Raw genomic sequence first — 19511 nt, 5'->3', positions numbered from 1 at the left:
GCAGCATGAGCACCTCCGCCTCCGCGTCCGTGTCCACGCACATCCTGGACACCAGCGTCGGCCGCCCCGCCGAGGGCGTCGCCGTCCAGCTCTCCGCCCGCAGCGGGCGCGCGGCCGACTGGCAGGCGCTCGGCGGCTCCGCGACCGACGCGGACGGCCGGTGCAAGGACCTCCCGGCCCTGCCGGAGGGGACCACCCACGTACGGCTCGACTTCGCCGTCGAGGCGTACTTCGAACAGAACGCGAAGTTCGCGAAGAAGCAAGCCGATGCGCAGCAGGACGCCCCCGCGAACCGGGACAGCGGCGCCGGGGTGTTCTTCCCGGAGGTGGCGATCACGTTCGCCGTCGTACCGGGCGAGCACTACCACGTACCGCTGCTGCTCAACCCGTTCGGCTACTCCGTATACCGAGGGAGCTAGCTACTCATGCCCACCATTCTGGGACAGAACCAGTACGGCAAGGCCGAGAACCGAGTCGTCAAGATCACGCGGGACGGCGCCACCCACCACATCAAGGACCTCAACGTCTCCGTGTCGCTGAGCGGCGACATGGACGAGGTCCACTACTCCGGCTCGAACGCCAGCGTCCTGCCCACCGACACCACCAAGAACACGGTGTACGCGTTCGCCAAGGAGCACGGCATCGAGTCCGCCGAGCAGTTCGGCATCCACCTCGCCCGCCACTTCGTCACCAGCCAGGAGCCGATCCACCGGGCCCGGATCCGCATCGAGGAGTACGCCTGGGAGCGGATCGAGGCCTCCGACGCCAACTCGCGGTTCATCGGCGCCGACGAGGTCAAGCACTCCTTCGTCCGCAAGGGCCAGGAGACCCGGCTGACCCAGATCACCTACGACGGCTCGTCGTGGGAGGTGATCTCGGGCCTGAAGGACCTCGTCGTGATGAACTCGACCAACTCCGAGTTCTGGGGCTACGTCAAGGACAAGTACACGACGCTGAAGGAGGCCTACGACCGCATCCTGGCCACCCAGGTCTCCGGCCGCTGGCGGTTCAACTGGACCGACGACGACCAGCGCATGCCCCACTGGGAGAAGTCCTACGAGCAGACGAAGAAGCACATGCTCCAGGCCTTCGCCGAGACGTACTCGCTCTCGCTCCAGCAGACGCTGTACCAGATGGGCGCGCGGATCATCGACAACCGCAGCGAGATCGACGAGGTCCGCTTCTCCCTCCCGAACAAGCACCACTTCCTGGTCGATCTGGAGCCGTTCGGGCTGAAGAACGACAACGAGGTGTACTACGCCGCCGACCGCCCCTACGGCCTGATCGAGGCGACGATCCTGCGGGACGGCTGCGAGGCGAGGATCCCCGTGGACCTCACCAACCTCTGACCTTCCCTCTTTCGGCACCCGTGGCCGGGGAACCCTTCTCCTCGGCCACGGCACTCAAAATCCCAGGGTCCTGCCGTGCCCCCTCCACCTCAGCGCAAAGGACGAACCATGGCAGCAGCCCAGCGCATCGTCATCGAGAACTGTGCGATCGCGACCGTCGACGCCGACGACACCGAGTACGCCTCCGGGCACGTCGTCCTCGCCGGCAACCGCATCGAGTCGGTCGGCGCGGGCAAAGCCCCCGAGGGCCTGGAGAACGTCGTACGCCGTATCGACGCCTCCGGGCACCTCGTCACCCCCGGACTGATCAACACCCACCACCACTTCTACCAGTGGATCACCCGGGGTCTGGCCACGGACCACAACCTCTTCGACTGGCTGGTCGCGCTGTATCCCGTCTGGGCCCGCATCGACGAGCCGATGGCGCGCGCGGCGGCCCAGGGCTCGCTCGCGATGATGGCCCGCGGCGGCGTCACCACCGCCATGGACCACCACTACGTCTTCCCGCAGGGCTCCGGCGACCTGTCCGGCGCGATCATCGGCGCCGCCCGCGACATGGGCGTCCGCTTCACCCTCGCCCGCGGCTCCATGGACCGCAGCGAGAAGGACGGCGGCCTGCCCCCGGACTTTGCCGTCGAGACGCTGGACGGCGCGCTGGCCGCCACCGAGGAGACCGTCCGGCAGCACCACGACTCCTCCTTCGACGCGATGACCCAGGTCGCCGTCGCGCCCTGCTCGCCCTTCTCCGTCTCCACCGAACTGATGCGGGACGGCGCCCAGTTGGCCCGCCGTCTCGGCGTACGGCTCCACACCCACGGCTCGGAGACCGTGGAGGAGGAGAAGTTCTGCCACGAACTGTTCGGCATGGGCCCGACCGACTACTTCGAGTCCACCGGCTGGCTCGGCGAGGACGTGTGGATGGCGCACTGCGTCCACATGAACGACTCCGACATCGCCGCCTTCGCCCGCACGAGGACCGGCGTCGCGCACTGCCCGTCGTCCAACGCCCGCCTCGCGGCCGGTATCGCCCGCGTCCCCGACATGCTCGCGGCCGGCGTCCCGGTCGGCCTCGGCGTCGACGGCACCGCCTCCAACGAGTCCGGCGAACTCCACACCGAGCTGCGCAACGCCCTCCTCATCAACCGCCTCGGCGCGCACAAGGAGGCAGCCCTGAACGCCCGCCAGGCACTGCGCCTCGGCACCTACGGCGGCGCCCAGGTGCTGGGCCGGGCGGCGGAGACCGGCTCCCTGGAGCCCGGCAAACTCGCCGACCTCGTGCTGTGGAAGCTGGACACGCTCGCCCACGCCTCCATCGCCGATCCCGTGACCGCCCTGGTCTTCGGCGCGGCGGCCCCGGTCACCGCCTCCTTCGTGGACGGCCGGCAGATCGTCGAGGACGGGCGGCTGCTCACGGCCGACGAGGACGCCATCGCACGCTCCACGAGGGACGAGGCCCGGCGACTGGCGAGGATCGCCGCGCAGGGCTGAACACCCGGATGACTCCGGCCGGGAGGGACGGCTCCCGGCCGGTGGCCGCGGACCCGAGCGGGGTCCACGGCGGTCGTCTCCGGGGCGCGCGTACACGCGTGCGCCCCGGAACGGCCACCCCCGTCCTTGCACGTCCGGTCCCTCCCCCAAGCTCTCGGCTTCGCTCGAGCAGGGAGGTACCCCCATGACCACTCGCACCACCTCCTTGACACCCACGGCCGTCATCCGGCGAAGCCGTGTAACCGACCGGAGGGAAGCCGCCGTGGCCGACCACCCCGTTGACGAAAAACTCCCCGCGCTCAAGATGGCGACGACCGGCCTCCAGCACGTGGCCGCGATGTACGCGGGAGTCGTCGCCCCGCCCCTGATCGTCGGCGCGGCCATCGGCCTGACCGCCACCGACCTGACCTTCCTCACCGGCGCCTGCCTGTTCACCGCGGGCCTGGCCACATTCCTGCAGACCATCGGCGTCTGGAAGATCGGCGCCCGGCTGCCGTTCGTCAACGGCGTCACCTTCGCCGGTGTCGCCCCGATGACCGCGATCGTCGCCTCCACCGAGGACAAGTCCGACGCCCTGCCGGTCATCTTCGGCGCGGTCATCGTCGCCGGACTCCTCGGCTTCATAGCCGCCCCCGTCTTCTGCAAGGCGGTCCGCTTCTTCCCGCCGGTGGTGACGGGCACGGTCATCACCCTGATCGGCGTCTCCCTGCTCCCGGTCGCCTTCGGCTGGGCGCAGGGCCCCGACCCGGCGGCGCACGACTACGGCTCGGCGACCAACCTCGGGCTGGCCGCCGGCACCCTCGTCGTCGTCCTGCTGCTGCGGCGCTTCACCCGGGGCTTCGTCAAGCAGATCGCGGTGCTGCTCGGCCTGGTCGCGGGCACGCTGATCGCGATCCCGTTCGGCGCCACGGACTTCGGCCCGGTCGCGGACGCGGCGGTCGTCGGCTTCCCGACCCCCTTCCACTTCGGCGCCCCGCAGTTCCAGCTCGCCGCGATCCTCTCCCTGTGCGTGGTGATGGTGGTGTCGATGACCGAGTCGACCGCCGACATGCTGGCCCTGGGTGAGATCGTCGACCGCCCGGCCGACGAGAAGACCATCGCGGCCGGCCTGCGCGCCGACACCCTCGGTTCGGCGATCAGCCCGCTCTTCAACGGCTTCATGTGCAGCGCCTTCGCACAGAACATCGGCCTGGTCGCGATGACGAAGATCCGCAGCCGGTACGTCGTCGCGGCCGGCGGCGGTTTCCTCGTGCTGATGGGCCTGTGCCCGATGGCCGCCTCGCTGATCGCCGTCGTACCGCGCCCGGTGCTCGGCGGGGCGGGCGTGGTCCTGTTCGGCTCGGTCGCCGCCAGCGGCATCCAGACCCTGGTCCGGGCCGGCCTGGAGAAGGACAACAACGTCCTGATCGTGGCCGTCTCCCTGGCCGTCGGCATCATCCCCATCACGGCGCCGGAGTTCTACCACGCCTTCCCGGAGACGGCGCGGATCGTCCTGGACTCGGGCATCTCGACGGGCTGCGTCGCGGCGGTCCTGCTGAACCTGGTCTTCAACCACCTGGGCCCGCGCGACCGGGACGCCCACGACGTGACCCACCCGATGGAGGCGGGCGAGGAGATCACGGGCGTCCCCCGGGCCCCGGCAGGACCGTGAGATCGGCCAAAACGGCTCCCGACTCCGCTTAGGCTTCTGCCTCGGTCAACTCACCGTTGACCGGGGGACAGGGGACGAGGGGGAGACGGACCGATGAACCACGCGACCGAGGTGTTCCAGCCGTTGCGGGCGGACGATCCGCCCGTGGTGGCCGGATACCGCCTGGCCGCCCGGCTCGGCGCGGGGGGCATGGGCCGGGTCTATCTGTCGCACACGCGGGGCGGACGGCCGGTGGCGCTCAAGGTGGTGCGCCCGGAACTGGCCGACGACCCGGCCTTCCGGCGGAGGTTCCGCCGGGAGGTGGAGGCGGCCCGGCGGGTCCGGGGCGCCTACACGGCCGAGCTGATCGACGCCGACGCGGACGGCACACCGCCCTGGGCGGCCACGGTGTACGTGCCCGGTCCTTCCCTGACGGAGGCCGTCGCCCGGCGCGGACCGCTGCCGGTGCCCGCGGTGCTGTGGCTGACGGCGGGAGTGGCCGAGGCGCTCCAGGCCATCCACGCCGCGGGCATCGTGCACCGGGACCTCAAGCCGTCGAACGTGCTGCTGGCCGCCGACGGGCCGCGAGTGATCGACTTCGGCATCTCGCTGGCCGCCGACTTCACCTCTCACACCGCCACCGGCTCCACCGTCGGGACTCCGCACTTCATGGCTCCCGAGCAGGCGTCCGGGGGTGAGGTCACGGCGGCGACCGACGTCTTCGCGCTGGGCCAGACGGCGGCGTTCGCGGCGCTGGGCCGGCCGCTGTACGGAGACGGCTCCGCGGTCGGTGTGCTGTACCGGATCGTGCACGACGAACCCGACCTCACCGCGCTGCCCGAGCAGCTCCGTCCGCTGATGGCCCGGTGCCTGGCCGCCGACCCGCAGGAGCGGGCGGACCTGGCCGAGATCGTCGAGTGGTGCCGGCAGCGGCTGGGCGCGGACGCCGACGCGGGCGCGGGCCCGGCCGTCTGGCGGGACGTCATGGGGCCTGAGGTGACGGTTCCCTCCCCGGCCGACCTCGACGCCACCCGGGTCTCCCCGGCGCCCCTCGACCCGACGCGGGTGCAGAGGCAGCCGCTGGTCGTCACGCAGCCGCAGACGCGACCGCCGGGGCCGGAGGAGAGACGGGCGCGCAGACGGCGTGGCGCACTGATCACGGCCGCGGCCGTGACGGCCGGGGCGCTGGTACTGACCGGCCTGGCGTGGACGGTCGCGGACGCGGGGAACAGATTCCGCGACTGGGTGGCGGGCGCACCGTCGACGCCCGGCCCGGAGAAGTCCGGACGGTCGTCCGCGCCCGAGTCGTCGACGCCGTCGCCCTCGGTGTCCGGGCCCGCGTCCAGGGTGGGCGGCGGGACACCGGAAGCGTCCCGTCCGTCCCCGGACGCCTCCAAGTCACCGCAGGTCATCGCGCAGGCCCCTCTGCTGCTGAACGCGAAGAGCTCGCTCAGCTTCGAAAGGCCGCTCCGGCGCGACGACCGCAAGGGAGACATCCGCTTCAACTGTGAGGACCCGAACTGCGAGCTGGAGAGCGACACCAGCGTCTTCGTCCAGATGTTCACCGATGAGGCGGTTTCCCTCGACGAGTGCCGGCTCCTGCTCGGCGGCGACCGCCGCCACCGCTGGCCGCTGGCCTCGGTGGCGGCCGGCAGTCAGATCTGCGTCAAGCACTCCTCCGGGGACATCGCCCTGCTCGTGGTCCAGACGAAGTCGACCGCGCTGCCGGAGCTCGCCTCCCTCATGGTGGACATGACCGTCTGGAAGAAGGCGGCCTAGAGTCCGAACAGTCCCGGGTCCGACGCCAGCTTCCTGAAGTACTCCTGGGGGCCCGGGACCAGCTTGCGGGCCTTCAGGTCCAGCAGGCCGCCGACCGCCGTGATCTCGGCCGCCACCGTGCCGTCGGTCTTGCGGACCGTCTGCTCGATGCGGAAGGTCTTGCCCTCCCCCCAGGCGAAGGCGCAGGTCACCTCCACCTCGTCGCCCGCGAGCAGCTCCCGTTTGTAGCGGATGGTCGTCTCCAGGGAGACCGGGCCCACGCCGCTGCCTATCAGGGCGGACTGGCTGATCCCCGCGGCTCGCAGTAACGACCAGCGGGCGTGTTCCGCGTAGTTCAGATACACGCTCTGGTTGAGGTGACCTTGCACGTCGGTCTCGTAACCGCGGACGGTCACCGGGACGGAAAACGGCTCGCTCATGGGCTTCCCTTCTCGCACCGGACACTCGTGGCGTACGCAACGATCCACCGATCTTGGCATGCCCATCACGCCCGGCGCGGCGAGGCCAGGAGATAGCGGGTCCCGGTGCGCGGCTCGCGGTGCTCGCTCACCTGCCAGCCTGCCCCTTCCAGGGTGGCCGCGCAGGTCCGCAGCGCCTCGCCGTCCGGCTCGTACACGGCGACGGCCTCCGGCTGCGGGGTCTCCCGCACCCGGTAGCCCCCGTCGTCCCGCCCGGCCGGGCGGTGTCCGGCCGCCTCCAGCGCCAGTGCGGCGGCCTGCACGAGATGCGTGCGCTCCCAGCCGCACGGCCGATCCACGGCACCGTCCGGGTTGGTCATCCGGCGCAGCTCCAGCAGCCCCTGCCAGGCGCTGTGCACCTCGCGGCGCCGGGCGGGCCCGGCCTGCGGCGCCGCCTCCTCGCCGCCGACGCGCGCGGCGAACACACCGGCGGTGGCGGGGGCCTCGGCGGCGGGCTCGGGCATCTGCATGACGCCCTGCCTCACCCGGTGTCCCTCCGGTGTCAGGAAGTGGTCGTGCGGCGGCCGGGGGTGGCGGAAGGCGAGCCCCCGCTTCACCAGCGCCGCCAGTTGTGCCTCCGTACCCCGCAGCCGGCCGGTCACCGGATCGGCGGCGTCGATGACCCGCCGCTGCGCGGCGGTCGGCGGTCGGGTCACGGCGCGCTCCTCCCTGGCACAGGCCCCGGGGCACTCGCCCCACCTGCTGGAAGGCTACGACCCGCCACTGACAATCGCGCCTACTGCCGGTACCCGCCCAGGAACCGCCCGATGCGCCCGATCGCCGCCTCCAGGTCGTCGGCGTAGGGGAGGGTCAGGATCCGGAAGTGATCGGGGGCCGGCCAGTTGAAGCCCGTGCCCTGCACCACCTGGATCTTCTCCCGCAGCAGCAGGTCCAGGACGAACTTCTCGTCGTCGTGGATCTTGTGCACCTTCGGGTCGAGGCGCGGGAAGGCGTACAGCGCCCCCTTCGGCTTCACACAGGTCACGCCGGGAATCTCGTTGAGCTTCTCCCAGGCCACGTCGCGCTGTTCGCGCAGGCGGCCGCCCGGCAGGGTGAGGTCGCGGATGGACTGCCGGCCGCCGAGCGCGGCCTGGATGGCGTACTGGGCGGGCGCGTTGGCGCACAGCCGCATGGAGGCCAGCATGGTGAGGCCCTCCAGGTAGTCCTTCGCGTGCTGCCTCGGACCGGTGACCACCATCCAGCCCGAGCGGAAGCCCGCCACGCGGTACGTCTTGGACAGGCCGCAGAAGGTGAGCACCACCAGGTCGGGGGCGAGCGCGGCGGCCGAGTGGTGCACGGCGTCGTCGTAGAGGATCTGGTCGTAGATCTCGTCGGCGAACACCATCAGGCCGTGCCGCCGGGCGAGGTCGAGGATGCCCTCGACGATCTCCTTCGGGTACACCGCGCCGGTGGGGTTGTTGGGGTTGATGATGACCACGGCCTTCGTGCGGTCCGTGATCTTCGACGCCATGTCGTCCAGGTCCGGGTACCAGTCCGCCTGCTCGTCGCAGAGGTAGTGGACCGCCTTGCCGCCCGCGAGGGTCGTCACGGCCGTCCAGAGGGGGAAGTCCGGGGCGGGGATGAGGATCTCGTCGCCGTCCTCGATCAGTGCCTGAACCGCCATCGACACCAGTTCGGACACGCCGTTGCCGAGGAAGACGTCGTCGACGCCGACCTCCAGGCCCAGTGTCTGGTAGCGCTGGGCGACCGCGCGGCGGGCGGGGAGGATGCCGCGCGAGTCGGTGTAGCCGTGCGCCTGCGGCAGCATCCGGATCATGTCCTGGAGGATCTCCTCCGGCGCTTCGAAACCGAAGAGCGCGGGGTTGCCGGTGTTCAGGCGCAGCACGCTGTGACCGGCCTCCTCCAGCGCGTTGGCGTGCTCTATCACCGGGCCGCGGATCTCGTAACAGACCTCGCTCAGTTTGCTCGACTGCCGGAACTCCATGCGCCGCTTCCCCTCGCCGACTTGTGTTGCTTGGTTTTACCAAGTAGCCGCTTGGAAAGTCCAACAACTTGTCTAGACTGCGTCGCATGCCACCTCGCCGAAGCTACGACCAGTACTGTTCCGCCGCCCGCGCCCTCGACGTCGTCGGCGACCGCTGGACCCTGCTGATCGTCCGGGAGCTCCTCGCCGGTCCCCGCCGCTACACCGACCTGCACGCGGACCTGCCCGGCGTGAGCACGGACGTACTCGCCTCGCGGCTGAAGGACATGGAGCGCGACGGCCTGGCGACCCGCCGCCGGCTGCCCCCGCCCGGCGCGGCCTTCGTGTACGAACTCACCGCCCGCGGGCGCGAGTTGCTGCCCGTGCTTCAGGCGCTGGGGGAGTGGGGTCAGGCGGAACTCGGGGAGCGGCGGCCGACGGACGCGGTACGGGCGCACTGGTTCGCCCTGCCGCTGCTGCGCCTGCTGGACGGGGAGGGGCTCGTCGAAGTCCGCCTGGAGGAGGGGCTGTTCCACCTTCACGCCGGTGCCGAGGAGGGACCCGTGTACGGCGACGGGCCCGCCCCCGGGGAGCCGGACGCCCGGCTGGTCCTGGACACCGGCACGTGCACGGCGCTCAGCCGGGGGGAGCTGAGCGTGGCCCGGGCCGTGCGGGAGGGCCGGGTCGAGGTGAGCGGCGAGGGCACGCTGGCGAAGGCACTCCGCGAGGCGTGACCTCGTCGAGGCGCTCCGCGAAGCATGAGCTCGCGGAGGCGCTCCGCGAGGCGTGACGTCGTCGAGGCGCTCCGCGAAGCATGAGCTCGCGGAGGCACTCCGCGAGGCGTGACGTCGTCGAGGCACTCCGCGAAGCATGAGCTCGCGAAGGCACTCCGCGAGGCGTGATCTCGCCGAGGCGCTCCGTGAAGCCGGGCATGAAGAAGGCCCGTGCGACACGGGCCTTCTGACTGCTTGTCAGGTGCTCGGTGGCACCCGCGCGGGCCGTCCCGCGCCGCGCGTCAGCGCGTACCCGGCGATCCCCGCCAGCGCGGCCAGCACACCACCCGCCGCCGTCCACACCCACCGGTCCGACCACCAGCCGGACGCCCAGCCGTCCTGGGGCTGGAGTCCGGCCAGTACCGCCGCGTCCTCCCGCTGATCCTCGGACTTCGTCGCGATGCCCGGCACCAGCGGCTCGGCCAGTGAGCCGTCCACCGCCGCCGAGCCGCCGATGTCCTTGGAGCCGGCCCGTACTTCGGCGTCGACCGGAAGGCCGAGGTCGGAGGTGGGCACGCCGGTCGCCGTCAGCCGGATGTAATAGGTGCCGGGCAGCGGGTCGTTCGCCCACGGCTCCGACCAGGCACGGACCGTGCGCAGCACACAGGCCAGCTCCACGGAGGACGCGTCCTTCGCCGCGGTGCGCGTCTGCGCCCCGTACTGGCAGGCCTGGCGGCGGCGCAGGCCGTCGTACACGTCGATCTGCCAGGTCTGCGCGGCGTGGGTGTCCGGCAGCCTCACCGTCGCCCTGACCGTGGGGCGCTGTCCGGTGTCGGCGGGGAACGACCAGTACAGATAGTCGCCCGTGGAGCCGCTCGCCCTGGCCCGCTGCCCCTGCTCGATCTCCGTGGCCGTACGGAAGGACGTGCCCGCCTGCCTGGCCGCCGCCCCGCCGTCCCGCGACGCGCTCGGCCACGGGTCGGCCGCCGCCGGGGCGGCCGCCAGTCCGAGGGTCAGCAGCGTGGCGCTCAACATGCGTACCGTTCGCATCAGTTGGTCCTCCAGACCGCGACCCGCCAGCGCGACAGCCAGCCCCAGACGAGACCGGCGAGGAAGCCGGCGAGAATCAGCGCGCCGAGCAGCCACCAGCCGCGCCCGAGGCCGAAGGAGGCCACGTCGCCCGCCCGGCTCGGGCCGTCCACGACGTCGACCGTCAGCTCCAGCGGCAGACCGGGCGTGGCCTTCACCCCGGAGGCCGCCGAGAAGGAGTGGGTGACCGCCAGGCACACGGTCTCCGCGGCTGGCTTGCCGCCGTCGGCGTCGTCACGCTCGGGCTCGGGGTACCTCAGCCCCGTCGAGATCACATCCGTACGGCCGTCGCCCGCCGCCTCGCCGCGCACGATCTCCCGGCCGTGCGCCGTGACCGCCCGCAGCAGCACCCCGTAGGCGGGGTTCACGGCCCGGTCGGCCGCCACGCTCACCGAGGCCCGCAGCTCCTGGCCCGGCAGCACGTCCACCCGGTACCAGCGCTGCTGCCCGAACTCCTCCCGGTCCGTGAACAGCCCGGACTTCAGCACCGGCGCCCCGGCGCACTCGGCGGCGCCCTCCACCGGCACCGGCGTCACCACCGGATCGGCCGCCCGGTCCACCAACTGATTGACACGGTCGGTGAGTTCGTCCTGGTGCTGCACCGAGGTGTACGAACCGCCGGTGGCCTCGGCGATGCAGCTCAGCTGCCTGCTCAGCTTGGCCGTCGGCACCAGGCCCAGCGTGTCGATGGTCAGGCCGATGCCCTTGGCGGCGATCTCGCGGGCCACCTCGCACGGGTCGAGCGGGGCGCAGGTGTCCTCGCCGTCACTGATGAGCACGATGCGCTTGGCGCCGTCGCCGCCGTCCAGGTCGTCGGCCGCCTTCAGCAGGGCCGGGCCGATCGGCGTCCAGCCGGTCGGGGCGAGCGTGGCGACGGCCGCCTTGGCCTCGGTGCGGTCCAGCGGGCCGACCGGGTAGAGCTGTGCGGTGTCCTTGCAGCCCGTCTTGCGGTCGTCTCCGGGATAGTCGGCGCCCAGGGTGCGGATGCCGAGTTCGACCTCCTCGGGTGTCGCGTCGAGCACCTCGTTGAACGCCTGCTTCGCGGCGGCCATCCGCGACTGTCCGTCGATGTCCCGCGCCCGCATCGAACCGCTCACATCGAGGACGAGGTCGACCTTGGGGGCGTCTCGGCCCGTGGGTTCCCCGGCGGCCGCTCCGGCCGGGAAGGCGAGCCCGGCCGTCAACGCGGCGAGCAGGGCGCACACCGCTGCCACCGGCCGTTTTCTTGTGATCATCGGCGGATCTTATTGATCACCGGTGCGGTGTTCCAAAACGGGCTCGGGAAAGGGGGTTGGGAAGTTCCGCCCACTGGTCCCCGGCCGTCTGCGGCGAGAGCCGCATCAGCGTCAGCGCCTTGGTGGGCAGCGGGTCCCCGCGCAGCGCCGCCAGGTCCGGGGTGCGGGGCAGCTCCCGTACGGCCGTCTCCAGCGCCTCCGTGAGCGCCGCCCCCGACCCCGCCGCGCCGGCCAGCGCTCCCGCCACCAGCGAGCCGAACAGCTTGCGCCGGAGCGTGCGTTCGTCGTCCGTGACCATACGGGCGGGCAGGTCGGGCACCGCGATGCCGTGCCGGGCGAGACGGGCCGGGCTGACACGGATGTCGGCCAGGTCGCGGTAGACCAGCCGCAGCGGATCACCCGCCGGCGAAAGGACCACCAGGAGGTTCTGGCCGTGCGCCTCCAAGGCCACGCCCAGCTCCAGCAGCCGCAGACCCACGGTGAGGGCGAGGCGCGCGAAGCCGGCCAGCCAGGCGGGGGAGCGGGGGAGGTCGGTGGTGGCGAGCGCCGCCACCGGCAGGACCCGTTCGCCGCCCCGCGCGTAGGCCTCCGGCGGCTCCCGCAGAACGGCCGCGAAGTCGGGGGAGCCGGCCGCAGCCGCGCCCAGGGTGCGGGTCACGTGCAGCAGTCCGTCGGTGTGCGCCGCCGGCGTCTCCGCGAACTCGGACAGCACCGCGGACGCCGCGACCGAGGGCAGCGAGATGTCCCGCACCGACGAGGTCAGCCGGGCACTGAGCGAGGTCTTGACATGCGGTCCGCCGGGCAGCGCCAGCGTCCGCAGCGCCATCAGGGGATGCCCGGCGCGCCACTCCTCGCACACCCGCTTCAACACGTGCGCCGCCTGCCACGGGTGTACCGGCAGCACCACCCGCTCCCCGTCCCGGAGATCCCGCGGCCACTCGCCCGTCACCAGGCACTCCTCCGCCCGCACCGGCACCAGCCCCAGCTCCACCAGCGGACGGTGCTCGGGCCCGTAGGCGAGCTGCTCGGCCACCGAGAAGCCGGGCCGGGACCGGCAGGTGGGATGGAACGGATGCCCGTCGACGATCCGCTGCTCCCACTCCCAGTCACGTTCCGGCCACCCGTCCGTGGCGCGCCCCTCCTGTCCCGCTCTCGACAGTGCCAACGAGGCGACGCTGTGCGCGAGTTCGCCGGCGAAGGACGCGGAGTGCGGTACGCCGAGGTCCGTCACCAGCCGGGCCGGATCGTCGTACTCCGCCTCGTCGAGCCGCAGGACGGTGACGTACGCGCCGGTCGCGTACGGATCCGGCCGCGGGCCGTGCAGCCGGCGGCCGTCGGACAGGTACAGGGCCAGCCCGTCCCCGCCCTGCTCACGGCGGGTGACCCAGGGCAGCGGATCGTGGGCGAGACCGCGCCACAGACGGGACAGTACGGCCGCCCGGGCACCGGGCAGTTCGGCCTCGTACCGCGGCAGCAGACCGGGGCGTACGACGGCCAGTTCGTCGGCGACCTCGGCCTCGGCGGTGGGGGTACGGTGCACGGGCGGGCTCCTCGGGTACGAATAGGGCGTCACGGCGGGATGACGACGGCACGCATACTGATCATCTCCGCCCGGAAGTCCGGAAATCCTTCAAGGACCGCAGGGAACGAGTGGAACGCGTGGACCTCATGCCCCCGCCCGACGGCGACGACTCCGCCCCCGGAGCATCCGCCTCCGGCGACTTCGCCTTGGACGACCCGGTCGCCGGAGGTTCCGTCGCCGACGGGTTCGCCGAACGGGCCGACGCGTACGCCGCCGTGCCGCTGCTGAACTGCCTGCTGCGAGAGGTGGCGCGGCCGGTGAGCGAGACGGGCGAGCACCGCGTCCACCACCTGCCCGGTGGGGACCGTCTGCTGCGTGTGCGCGGCACGCGGCGGCCCGCCGAGCCGGAGGTCCGCGTGGCGGGTGGCTGGCACCGGGTCGGCCACACGGAACTGGTCAAACTCGTCGCCGAGGAACTGCGCCGGCACACGGGGCTGTCCAACCACGAACTGCCCGCCGAGATGATCGACAGCCGGGACGCCGTGGCCGCGCTGCTGGCCGCCCGCGCCCGGGCCGCCCCGCCCGACGACCCCTATCTGCGCTCCGAGCAGTGCCTCCTCACCGGCCACACCCACCACCCGGCCCCCAAGGCGCGCGGCGGAGGCCCCGCCGCCGGCTGGCTGCCGTACGCGCCCGAGGCGTACGCCCGTTTCCCGCTGACCCTGCTCGGACTGCGCGAGGACACCGTCGTCGAGGAGGGCGACACCTCGGCCCTCGACGCCCTCGGCACGGCCCCGCCCGGCTACCGGCTGCTGCCCGCCCACCCCTGGCAGCTCGACCTGGCCGGTCCGGAGCTCGCCGACGCCTTCGCGGACGGCAGACTCGTCCGGCTCGGCACGACCGCCTTCGACACCTGGCCGACGGCCGCCATCCGCACGCTCTACGCGCCCGGGCCCGACCTCTTCCTGAAGTTCAGCCTGGACGTGCGCATCACCAACGACATCCGCCGACTGTGGCGTCACGACCTGCTCGCCCTGTGCCGGACCGACGCGGCCGTGCGCGCCGCCCTCGAGACGTTCGAAGGCCCCCCGGCCTGGCTCGGCGACCGCGGGTACCGCACCGCCGACTTCGCCTTCGAGGCCCTGGCCGTCCTCGTCCGCGACGGCTTCGCAGGCCGTCTCCTGCCCGGCGCGACCCCGCTGCTCGCCGCCGGTCTCGTCGAGGGCTTCGACGGCAGCCCGCTCGACCGGGCCGCCGACCCCGAGGCGTGGTGGGCCGCGTACCTGGCGCAGGTGGTGCCCCCGGCCCTGACGGCCTTCGCCCGGCACGGTGTCGTCATCGAGGCGCACCTCCAGAACACCCTGGTCGCCGTGGACGCCGAAGGCACACCCGTGCAGGCGCTGTACCGGGACGCCGAGGGCGTGAAACTGCTGCCGGACGTGGAGCGGGAAGCCGGCTGGGAGCGGCTCGTGTACTGCCTGGTCGTCAACCACCTCGCCGAGATCGCCGGCGCTCTCGCGGAACGCCACCCCGGCCTCGACCCCTGGCCCGCCGCCCGCCGCGAACTCGCCCGCCACGACGTACCCGAGATCCCCGCCCTGCTCGCCTCACCCACCCTGCCCGGCAAGACGAACCTGCTGCTGCGCTGGACGGGTGCGGACGGCGCGGACGCGCGCTACCTGCCGCTGCCCAACCCGCTGCGCGGCGCCTGAGGGCAGTTCACCCCGTCACTGCCGGGTCCGGCTCATGCGCGGACGGGGCCTCGTCGTCCATGTCCCCGCGCAGGGCGGCGATGACGAAGGCCGTCATGGAGGCCAGGCCGAGCAGCGCGAGCGGTCCCCAGATCGCCGGGACCACCCAGAACGGCCAGCCGTTGGCGGACTGCGCCCACAGCGTGAAGAGGGCCGCGACGCCCATGCAGACGCCGTGCCACCGCACCACGCGTCCCGCCGCCGCGTGCCGCCGGTCGCCCCGGGCGAACAGCGGCCACGCGCCGCCGACCAAGGCGGGCAGACCGAACGCGAAACAGGCGAGCGCACCGCCGAGGCGGTCCTCGGACCAGCCCACGGGGCCGTGGGACGTCTGCTGCCGCCGCCCGTCGGCGTCCCGTACCTCGACGACCTGCCCGTGCCAGACCAGACCGACGACCTTCTCGCCCGGCGCCAGTTCCGACACGACCGGATCGGTCTGCCGGAACGTCACGTGCCAGGGCTTGCCGGAGGGCAGCAGCAGCTCCGCCTCCGGCGAGCCGTTCCGCCTGCCGCGGTTCAGGTCGGCCTTCCGGACGGTGAACTCCTGCTCCCACCTGCACCCCGACGCCTTCACCGGGACGGAGGCACAGGCCGGCGCGGCACGGAACTCCCGCTCCCGGTCCAGCGCCCCGCGGACCTGAAGCGTCATGGCCACTCCGACGATGAGCGTCGCGACACCCATGAGCAGCCACGTCACGTTCCCCGGCCCTTGCCATCCGTCCGACCCCATCGTGCCTCCCCACGTCAACGCCGGATCCGCCCGAACGGTATCCGAACCCGTCGGGGCCGAGCCTCTGGCGCCTGACGGCCTCATGGAATGATGACCGGCGGCAATGTGAGGGCGGAACGACGAGGAAGCCGGTGTGACCGACGATCCCCTGGACGCAGCGGCGACCGGTCCGGTGCCCTGTCGCGTCGTCGTGTGCCGGGACTGCTGCTGTGGCAGTGGCAAGGTGACCGGGGTCGATCACGCGGCCCAGACCGAGCGGCTGCGTGCGGCGGGGCCGGTGCGGATCTCCGATTGCCTCGACGTCTGCGACCAGGCCAACGTCATCGTCGTCCAGCCGTCCGCCGAAGGCCGGGCCGCCGGGGCCCGGCCGGTGTGGCTCGGGCTGGTCAACGACCCGGCCGCGACCGAGGACGTCGTCTCCTGGGTGCGGGAGGGCGGCCCGGGCGTCGCCCCCCTGCCCGAGATCCTCGGCCTGTACGTGTTCAGCCCCCTCGGGAGGCGGCGCCCGGACGGGTCATGACCGGTCCGGCACACGAGCACGGGGAGCCGGGGTGTTCATGCCGCGGGAGCCGAGCGGGCAGCCGGGGACCGGGCGCGATGGCGTACCCGAGCACAGGCCTGCTGGTCAGCGCCCAGTAGAGTGCGCCTCTGTTGCCCCCGAACCCCGAGGTACCGCGCAGTGACCCCCGCACCTGACGCACCGACCGCCGCCGTGACCGTCGTCGGGCTCGGGGCCGACGGCTGGGCCGGACTGCCCGACGCCTCCCGCACCGCGCTGCGAGACGCCGAAGTCGTCATCGGCGGGCCCCGGCAGCTGGATCTGCTGCCCCCGGAGTGCACCGGGCAGCGCGTCGCCTGGCCCTCGCCGCTGCGCCCCGCCGTCGCTGGCCTGCTCGCCGCGCACGCCGGACGCCGGATCGCCGTACTGGCCAGCGGGGACCCCATGTTCTACGGCATCGGCCGCGCCCTCGCCGAGGAGACCGGCACCCTGCGCGTCCTGCCGCACCCCTCCTCCGTCTCCTACGCCGCCGCCCGGCTCGGCTGGCCGCTGGAGGACGTGGAGGTCGTCACGCTCGTCGGCCGGCCCGCCGCCCGGCTGGCCGCCGCCCTGCACGACGGCCGGCGGCTCCTCGTCCTCAGCGCGGACGCCACCACCCCCGGCGAGGTCGCCGCCCTCCTGCGCGACCGGGGCTTCGGGCCCAGCCGGATGCGCGTCCTCGAACAGCTCGGCGGCGACAGGGAACGCACGACCGGCGAGGCCACCGCCGACGACTGGCCCGCTGAGCGGCCGCCCGGCGATCCGCTCAACATCGTCGCCGTGGAGTGCCGCCGCGCCCCGGACGCCCTGCGGCTCGGCGCCGTGCCCGGCCTCCCGGACGAGGCCTATGAGCACGACGGGCAGCTCACCAAGCGGCACATCCGCGCCGCCACGCTCGGCGTGCTCGCCCCCGCACCCGGCGAACTGCTGTGGGACATCGGCGGCGGCTCCGGCTCGATCGCCGTCGAGTGGATGCGCACCCACCCCTCGTGCCGCGCGGTCACCGTGGAGCGGGACCCGGCGCGCGCCGAACGGATCAGCCGCAACGCCGACCGGCTCGGCGTGCCCGGACTGCGGGTCGTCACCGGCGCCGCGCCCGCCGTCCTCGCCGAACTCCCGCCCCCCGACGCCGTGTTCGTCGGCGGCGGTCTCACCGCGCCCGGCCTCCTCGACGCCTGCTGGGAGGCGCTGCCCGGCGGCGGGCGGCTGGTCGCCAACACCGTGACGCTGGAGTCCGAGGCGCTGCTCGCCGACGCCCACCGGCGCCACGGCGGCGAACTGGTGCGGCTCGCCGTGGCACACGCCGTGCCGGTGGGAGGGTTCACCGGATGGCGGCAGGCGATGCCGGTGACCCAGTGGGCCGTACGGAAAACGCCCGACACCTCTTCAGGAGCAGACAGATGACCGTGTACTTCATCGGTGCCGGCCCCGGCGCCGCCGACCTGATCACGGTGCGCGGCGCCCGCACGCTCGCCGCCTGCCGGGTCTGTCTGTACGCGGGCAGTCTGGTCCCGCGCGAACTGCTCGCCGAATGCCCGCCGGACGCCCGGCTGGTGGACACCGCGCAGCTCGACCTGGACCAGATCACCGCCGAGTTGCTGCGCGCCCACGAGGAGGGGCACGACGTGGCCCGGCTGCACTCCGGGGACCCCGCCGTGTTCAGCGCGGTCGCCGAGCAGATGCGGCGGCTGGACGCGGCCGGGGTGCCCTACGAGGTCGTCCCGGGCGTTCCCGCCTTCGCCGCCGCGGCCGCTGCCCTGAAGCGGGAGCTGACCGTACCGACCGTCGGCCAGACCGTGATCCTCACCCGCGTCGCCAACCGGGCCACCGCCATGCCCGAGGGAGAGGACCTGGCCACCCTCGGCCGCAGCGGCGCGCTGATCGTGCTGCACCTGGCCGCCAAGTACGTGGACCGCGTGGTCGGCGAACTCCTCCCGCACTACGGCGCCGACTGCCCCGCCGCGGTCGTCGCCTACGCCTCCCGCCCGGACGAGCTGATCATCCGCGGCACCCTCGACGAGATCGCGGGGAAGACGAAGGAGGCCGGTGTGCTGCGCACGGCCGTGATCATGGTGGGGCGGACGCTCGGGGCGGAACAGTTCCGGGACAGCCACCTGTACTCGCCGGAGCGGGAACGCCACGTGTGCTGACAGCGGTGAACGTCCACGGCGCCCGCCGTCAGGCCGGCGCGCTGCGCCCGACCACCGTCCCCGCCCGGTCGATGCAGATCACGTCGACCACGACCGGCGCCCCGCGCAGCACGGCCAGGGCCTCGTCGCGGGCGGTCGTGGCGACCAGGTCGCCGAGCGGCACCCCGGCGGCCAGGCACGACTGGAGCGCGGCGAGCCCGGTGTTGGCGTCCGCCACCTGTGCGGCCAGCGCCTCGTCCGCGCCGCCGCGCCGGGCCAGCTCGGCGAGGAAGCCCTTGTCGACCTGGGAACGGGCCGAGTGCAGGTCGAGGTGCCCGGCGGCGAGCTTGGAGAGCTTGGCGAAGCCGCCGCAGATCGTCAGGCGGTCGACGGGGTGGCGGCGGATGTACTTCAGCACGGCGCCCGCGAAGTCGCCCATGTCGAGCAGGGCGTCCTCGGGCAGCCCGTACTCGGCCACGACCGTCTTCTCCGACGTCGACCCGGTGCACCCGGCGACATGCGTACGCCCCGCCGCCCGCGCGACGTCCACGCCCCGCCGGATCGAGTCGATCCACGCCGAGCAGGAGTACGGGACGACGATGCCCGTCGTGCCCAGGATGGACAGGCCGCCCAGGATGCCGAGCCGGGGGTTCCAGGTGGAGCGGGCGATCTCCTCGCCGTGGTCGACGGAGACGGTGATCTCGACGTCGCCCGAGCCGCCGTGCCGGGCGGCGACCTCGGCGACGTGGTCGCGCATCATCTGCCGGGGGACCGGGTTGACGGCCGGTTCGCCGACGGGCAGGGGCAGGCCGGGGCGGGTGACGGTGCCGACCCCCGGGCCCGCCTTGAACACGACCCCGGACCCGGCGGGCAGCCGCCGTACCGTGACCCGGACCAGCGCGCCGTGCGTGACGTCCGGGTCGTCTCCGGCGTCCTTCACGACCCCCGCCGTCGCGTGCCCGTCGCCCAGCTCCTCGACGGCCAGCGCGAACGACGGCGTCTGCCCCTTGGGCAGGGTGATCGTCACGGGGTCGGGAAACTCGCCGGTCAGCAGGGCGGTGTACGCCGCTGTCGTGGCCGCCGTCGCACAGGCGCCGGTGGTCCAGCCGGGCCGCAGGCCGGTGTGCTCCAGCTGGGCCCTGCGGCCGCCCTTCACTTCGCTGCTCATGAACGGAC

18 protein-coding genes are annotated in these 19511 nt (G+C 73.0%); 10 read left to right on the top strand and 8 right to left on the bottom strand.

Going from position 1 to position 19511, the window contains the following annotated elements:
- The first annotated feature begins 5 nt into the window (after nt 1–5).
- From uraH to QC385_RS32415, 5 genes are all read left to right on the top strand, one after another.
- Nucleotides 6–419 (top strand): hydroxyisourate hydrolase, encoded by a 414-nt coding sequence (gene uraH / locus QC385_RS32435; protein WP_279544921.1) that lies wholly within the window; start codon nt 6–8, stop codon nt 417–419.
- Nucleotides 420–425: 6 nt separating this feature from the next.
- A complete protein-coding gene (gene pucL, locus QC385_RS32430) occupies nt 426–1349 on the top strand; it encodes a factor-independent urate hydroxylase (protein ID WP_279544920.1) in 924 nt (307 codons plus the stop codon).
- Nucleotides 1350–1457: 108 nt separating this feature from the next.
- Nucleotides 1458–2837 (top strand): 8-oxoguanine deaminase, encoded by a 1380-nt coding sequence (locus tag QC385_RS32425; protein WP_279544919.1) that lies wholly within the window; start codon nt 1458–1460, stop codon nt 2835–2837.
- Nucleotides 2838–3099: 262 nt separating this feature from the next.
- On the top strand, nt 3100–4488 hold the full coding sequence (locus QC385_RS32420) for a nucleobase:cation symporter-2 family protein (protein WP_279544943.1): 1389 nt from the start codon (nt 3100–3102) through the stop codon (nt 4486–4488).
- A 93-nt stretch (nt 4489–4581) separates the two neighbouring features.
- The gene (locus QC385_RS32415) at nt 4582–6246 is read left to right on the top strand and encodes a serine/threonine-protein kinase (protein ID WP_279544918.1); all 1665 of its coding nucleotides are present in this window, start codon (nt 4582–4584) and stop codon (nt 6244–6246) included.
- Here the strand turns inward: QC385_RS32415 and QC385_RS32410 are convergent.
- The 3 genes from QC385_RS32410 to QC385_RS32400 form a co-directional block, all read right to left on the bottom strand.
- Nucleotides 6243–6665 (bottom strand): acyl-CoA thioesterase, encoded by a 423-nt coding sequence (locus QC385_RS32410; RefSeq protein WP_279544917.1) that lies wholly within the window; start codon nt 6663–6665, stop codon nt 6243–6245. The two genes, QC385_RS32415 and QC385_RS32410, sit on opposite strands and share 4 nt — an antisense overlap.
- Before the next feature lie 65 nt (nt 6666–6730).
- On the bottom strand, nt 6731–7360 hold the full coding sequence (locus QC385_RS32405; RefSeq protein WP_279544916.1) for a hypothetical protein: 630 nt from the start codon (nt 7358–7360) through the stop codon (nt 6731–6733).
- A gap of 80 nt (nt 7361–7440) precedes the next feature.
- Entirely contained in the window at nt 7441–8649 is a 1209-nt protein-coding gene (locus tag QC385_RS32400) for a pyridoxal phosphate-dependent aminotransferase (protein WP_279544915.1), read from the bottom strand.
- An 86-nt stretch (nt 8650–8735) separates the two neighbouring features.
- Here QC385_RS32400 and QC385_RS32395 point away from each other — a divergent pair, with 86 nt between their 5' ends.
- Entirely contained in the window at nt 8736–9362 is a 627-nt protein-coding gene (locus tag QC385_RS32395) for a winged helix-turn-helix transcriptional regulator (RefSeq protein WP_279544914.1), read from the top strand.
- A gap of 237 nt (nt 9363–9599) precedes the next feature.
- On the opposite strand, the gene QC385_RS32390 is transcribed toward QC385_RS32395, so the two are convergent.
- The 3 genes from QC385_RS32390 to QC385_RS32380 are packed head-to-tail and all read right to left on the bottom strand — an operon-like array spanning nt 9600 to nt 13205.
- Nucleotides 9600–10391 carry a hypothetical protein gene (locus tag QC385_RS32390; RefSeq protein ID WP_279544913.1) on the bottom strand — a complete coding sequence of 264 codons (792 nt, stop codon included), beginning with the start codon at nt 10389–10391 and terminating at the stop codon, nt 9600–9602.
- Entirely contained in the window at nt 10391–11665 is a 1275-nt protein-coding gene (locus QC385_RS32385; RefSeq protein WP_279544912.1) for a VWA domain-containing protein, read from the bottom strand. Before QC385_RS32385 ends, QC385_RS32390 begins: the two co-directional genes overlap by 1 nt.
- Before the next feature lie 16 nt (nt 11666–11681).
- On the bottom strand, nt 11682–13205 hold the full coding sequence (locus QC385_RS32380; RefSeq protein WP_279544911.1) for an IucA/IucC family siderophore biosynthesis protein: 1524 nt from the start codon (nt 13203–13205) through the stop codon (nt 11682–11684).
- Between the two features lie 110 nt (nt 13206–13315).
- On the opposite strand from QC385_RS32380, the gene QC385_RS32375 reads away from it, so the two are divergent.
- A complete protein-coding gene (locus QC385_RS32375; RefSeq protein WP_279544910.1) occupies nt 13316–14899 on the top strand; it encodes an IucA/IucC family protein in 1584 nt (527 codons plus the stop codon).
- Between the two features lie 7 nt (nt 14900–14906).
- On the opposite strand, the gene QC385_RS32370 is transcribed toward QC385_RS32375, so the two are convergent.
- The gene (locus QC385_RS32370) at nt 14907–15635 is read right to left on the bottom strand and encodes a hypothetical protein (protein ID WP_279544909.1); all 729 of its coding nucleotides are present in this window, start codon (nt 15633–15635) and stop codon (nt 14907–14909) included.
- Between the two features lie 166 nt (nt 15636–15801).
- Between QC385_RS32370 and QC385_RS32365 the strand changes: the two genes are divergently transcribed.
- The 3 genes from QC385_RS32365 to cobM all read left to right on the top strand — a co-directional run bounded on the left by QC385_RS32365 (nt 15802) and on the right by cobM (nt 18356).
- The gene (locus tag QC385_RS32365) at nt 15802–16188 is read left to right on the top strand and encodes a (2Fe-2S) ferredoxin domain-containing protein (protein WP_279544908.1); all 387 of its coding nucleotides are present in this window, start codon (nt 15802–15804) and stop codon (nt 16186–16188) included.
- A gap of 159 nt (nt 16189–16347) precedes the next feature.
- The gene (gene cbiE, locus QC385_RS32360; RefSeq protein WP_279544907.1) at nt 16348–17610 is read left to right on the top strand and encodes a precorrin-6y C5,15-methyltransferase (decarboxylating) subunit CbiE; all 1263 of its coding nucleotides are present in this window, start codon (nt 16348–16350) and stop codon (nt 17608–17610) included.
- On the top strand, nt 17607–18356 hold the full coding sequence (gene cobM / locus QC385_RS32355) for a precorrin-4 C(11)-methyltransferase (RefSeq protein WP_086604977.1): 750 nt from the start codon (nt 17607–17609) through the stop codon (nt 18354–18356). Before cbiE ends, cobM begins: the two co-directional genes overlap by 4 nt.
- A gap of 28 nt (nt 18357–18384) precedes the next feature.
- Here cobM and QC385_RS32350 read toward each other — a convergent pair whose 3' ends face one another.
- Nucleotides 18385–19503 (bottom strand): cobalt-precorrin-5B (C(1))-methyltransferase, encoded by a 1119-nt coding sequence (locus QC385_RS32350; RefSeq protein ID WP_279544906.1) that lies wholly within the window; start codon nt 19501–19503, stop codon nt 18385–18387.
- Nucleotides 19504–19511 lie beyond the last annotated feature (8 nt).

The organism is Streptomyces sp. DH10, from assembly GCF_029813805.1.
Classification (GTDB): domain Bacteria; phylum Actinomycetota; class Actinomycetes; order Streptomycetales; family Streptomycetaceae; genus Streptomyces; species Streptomyces coeruleofuscus.
Note: the sequence above shows the minus strand (reverse complement) of the source record. Positions and strands in the feature narration are given on the sequence as shown.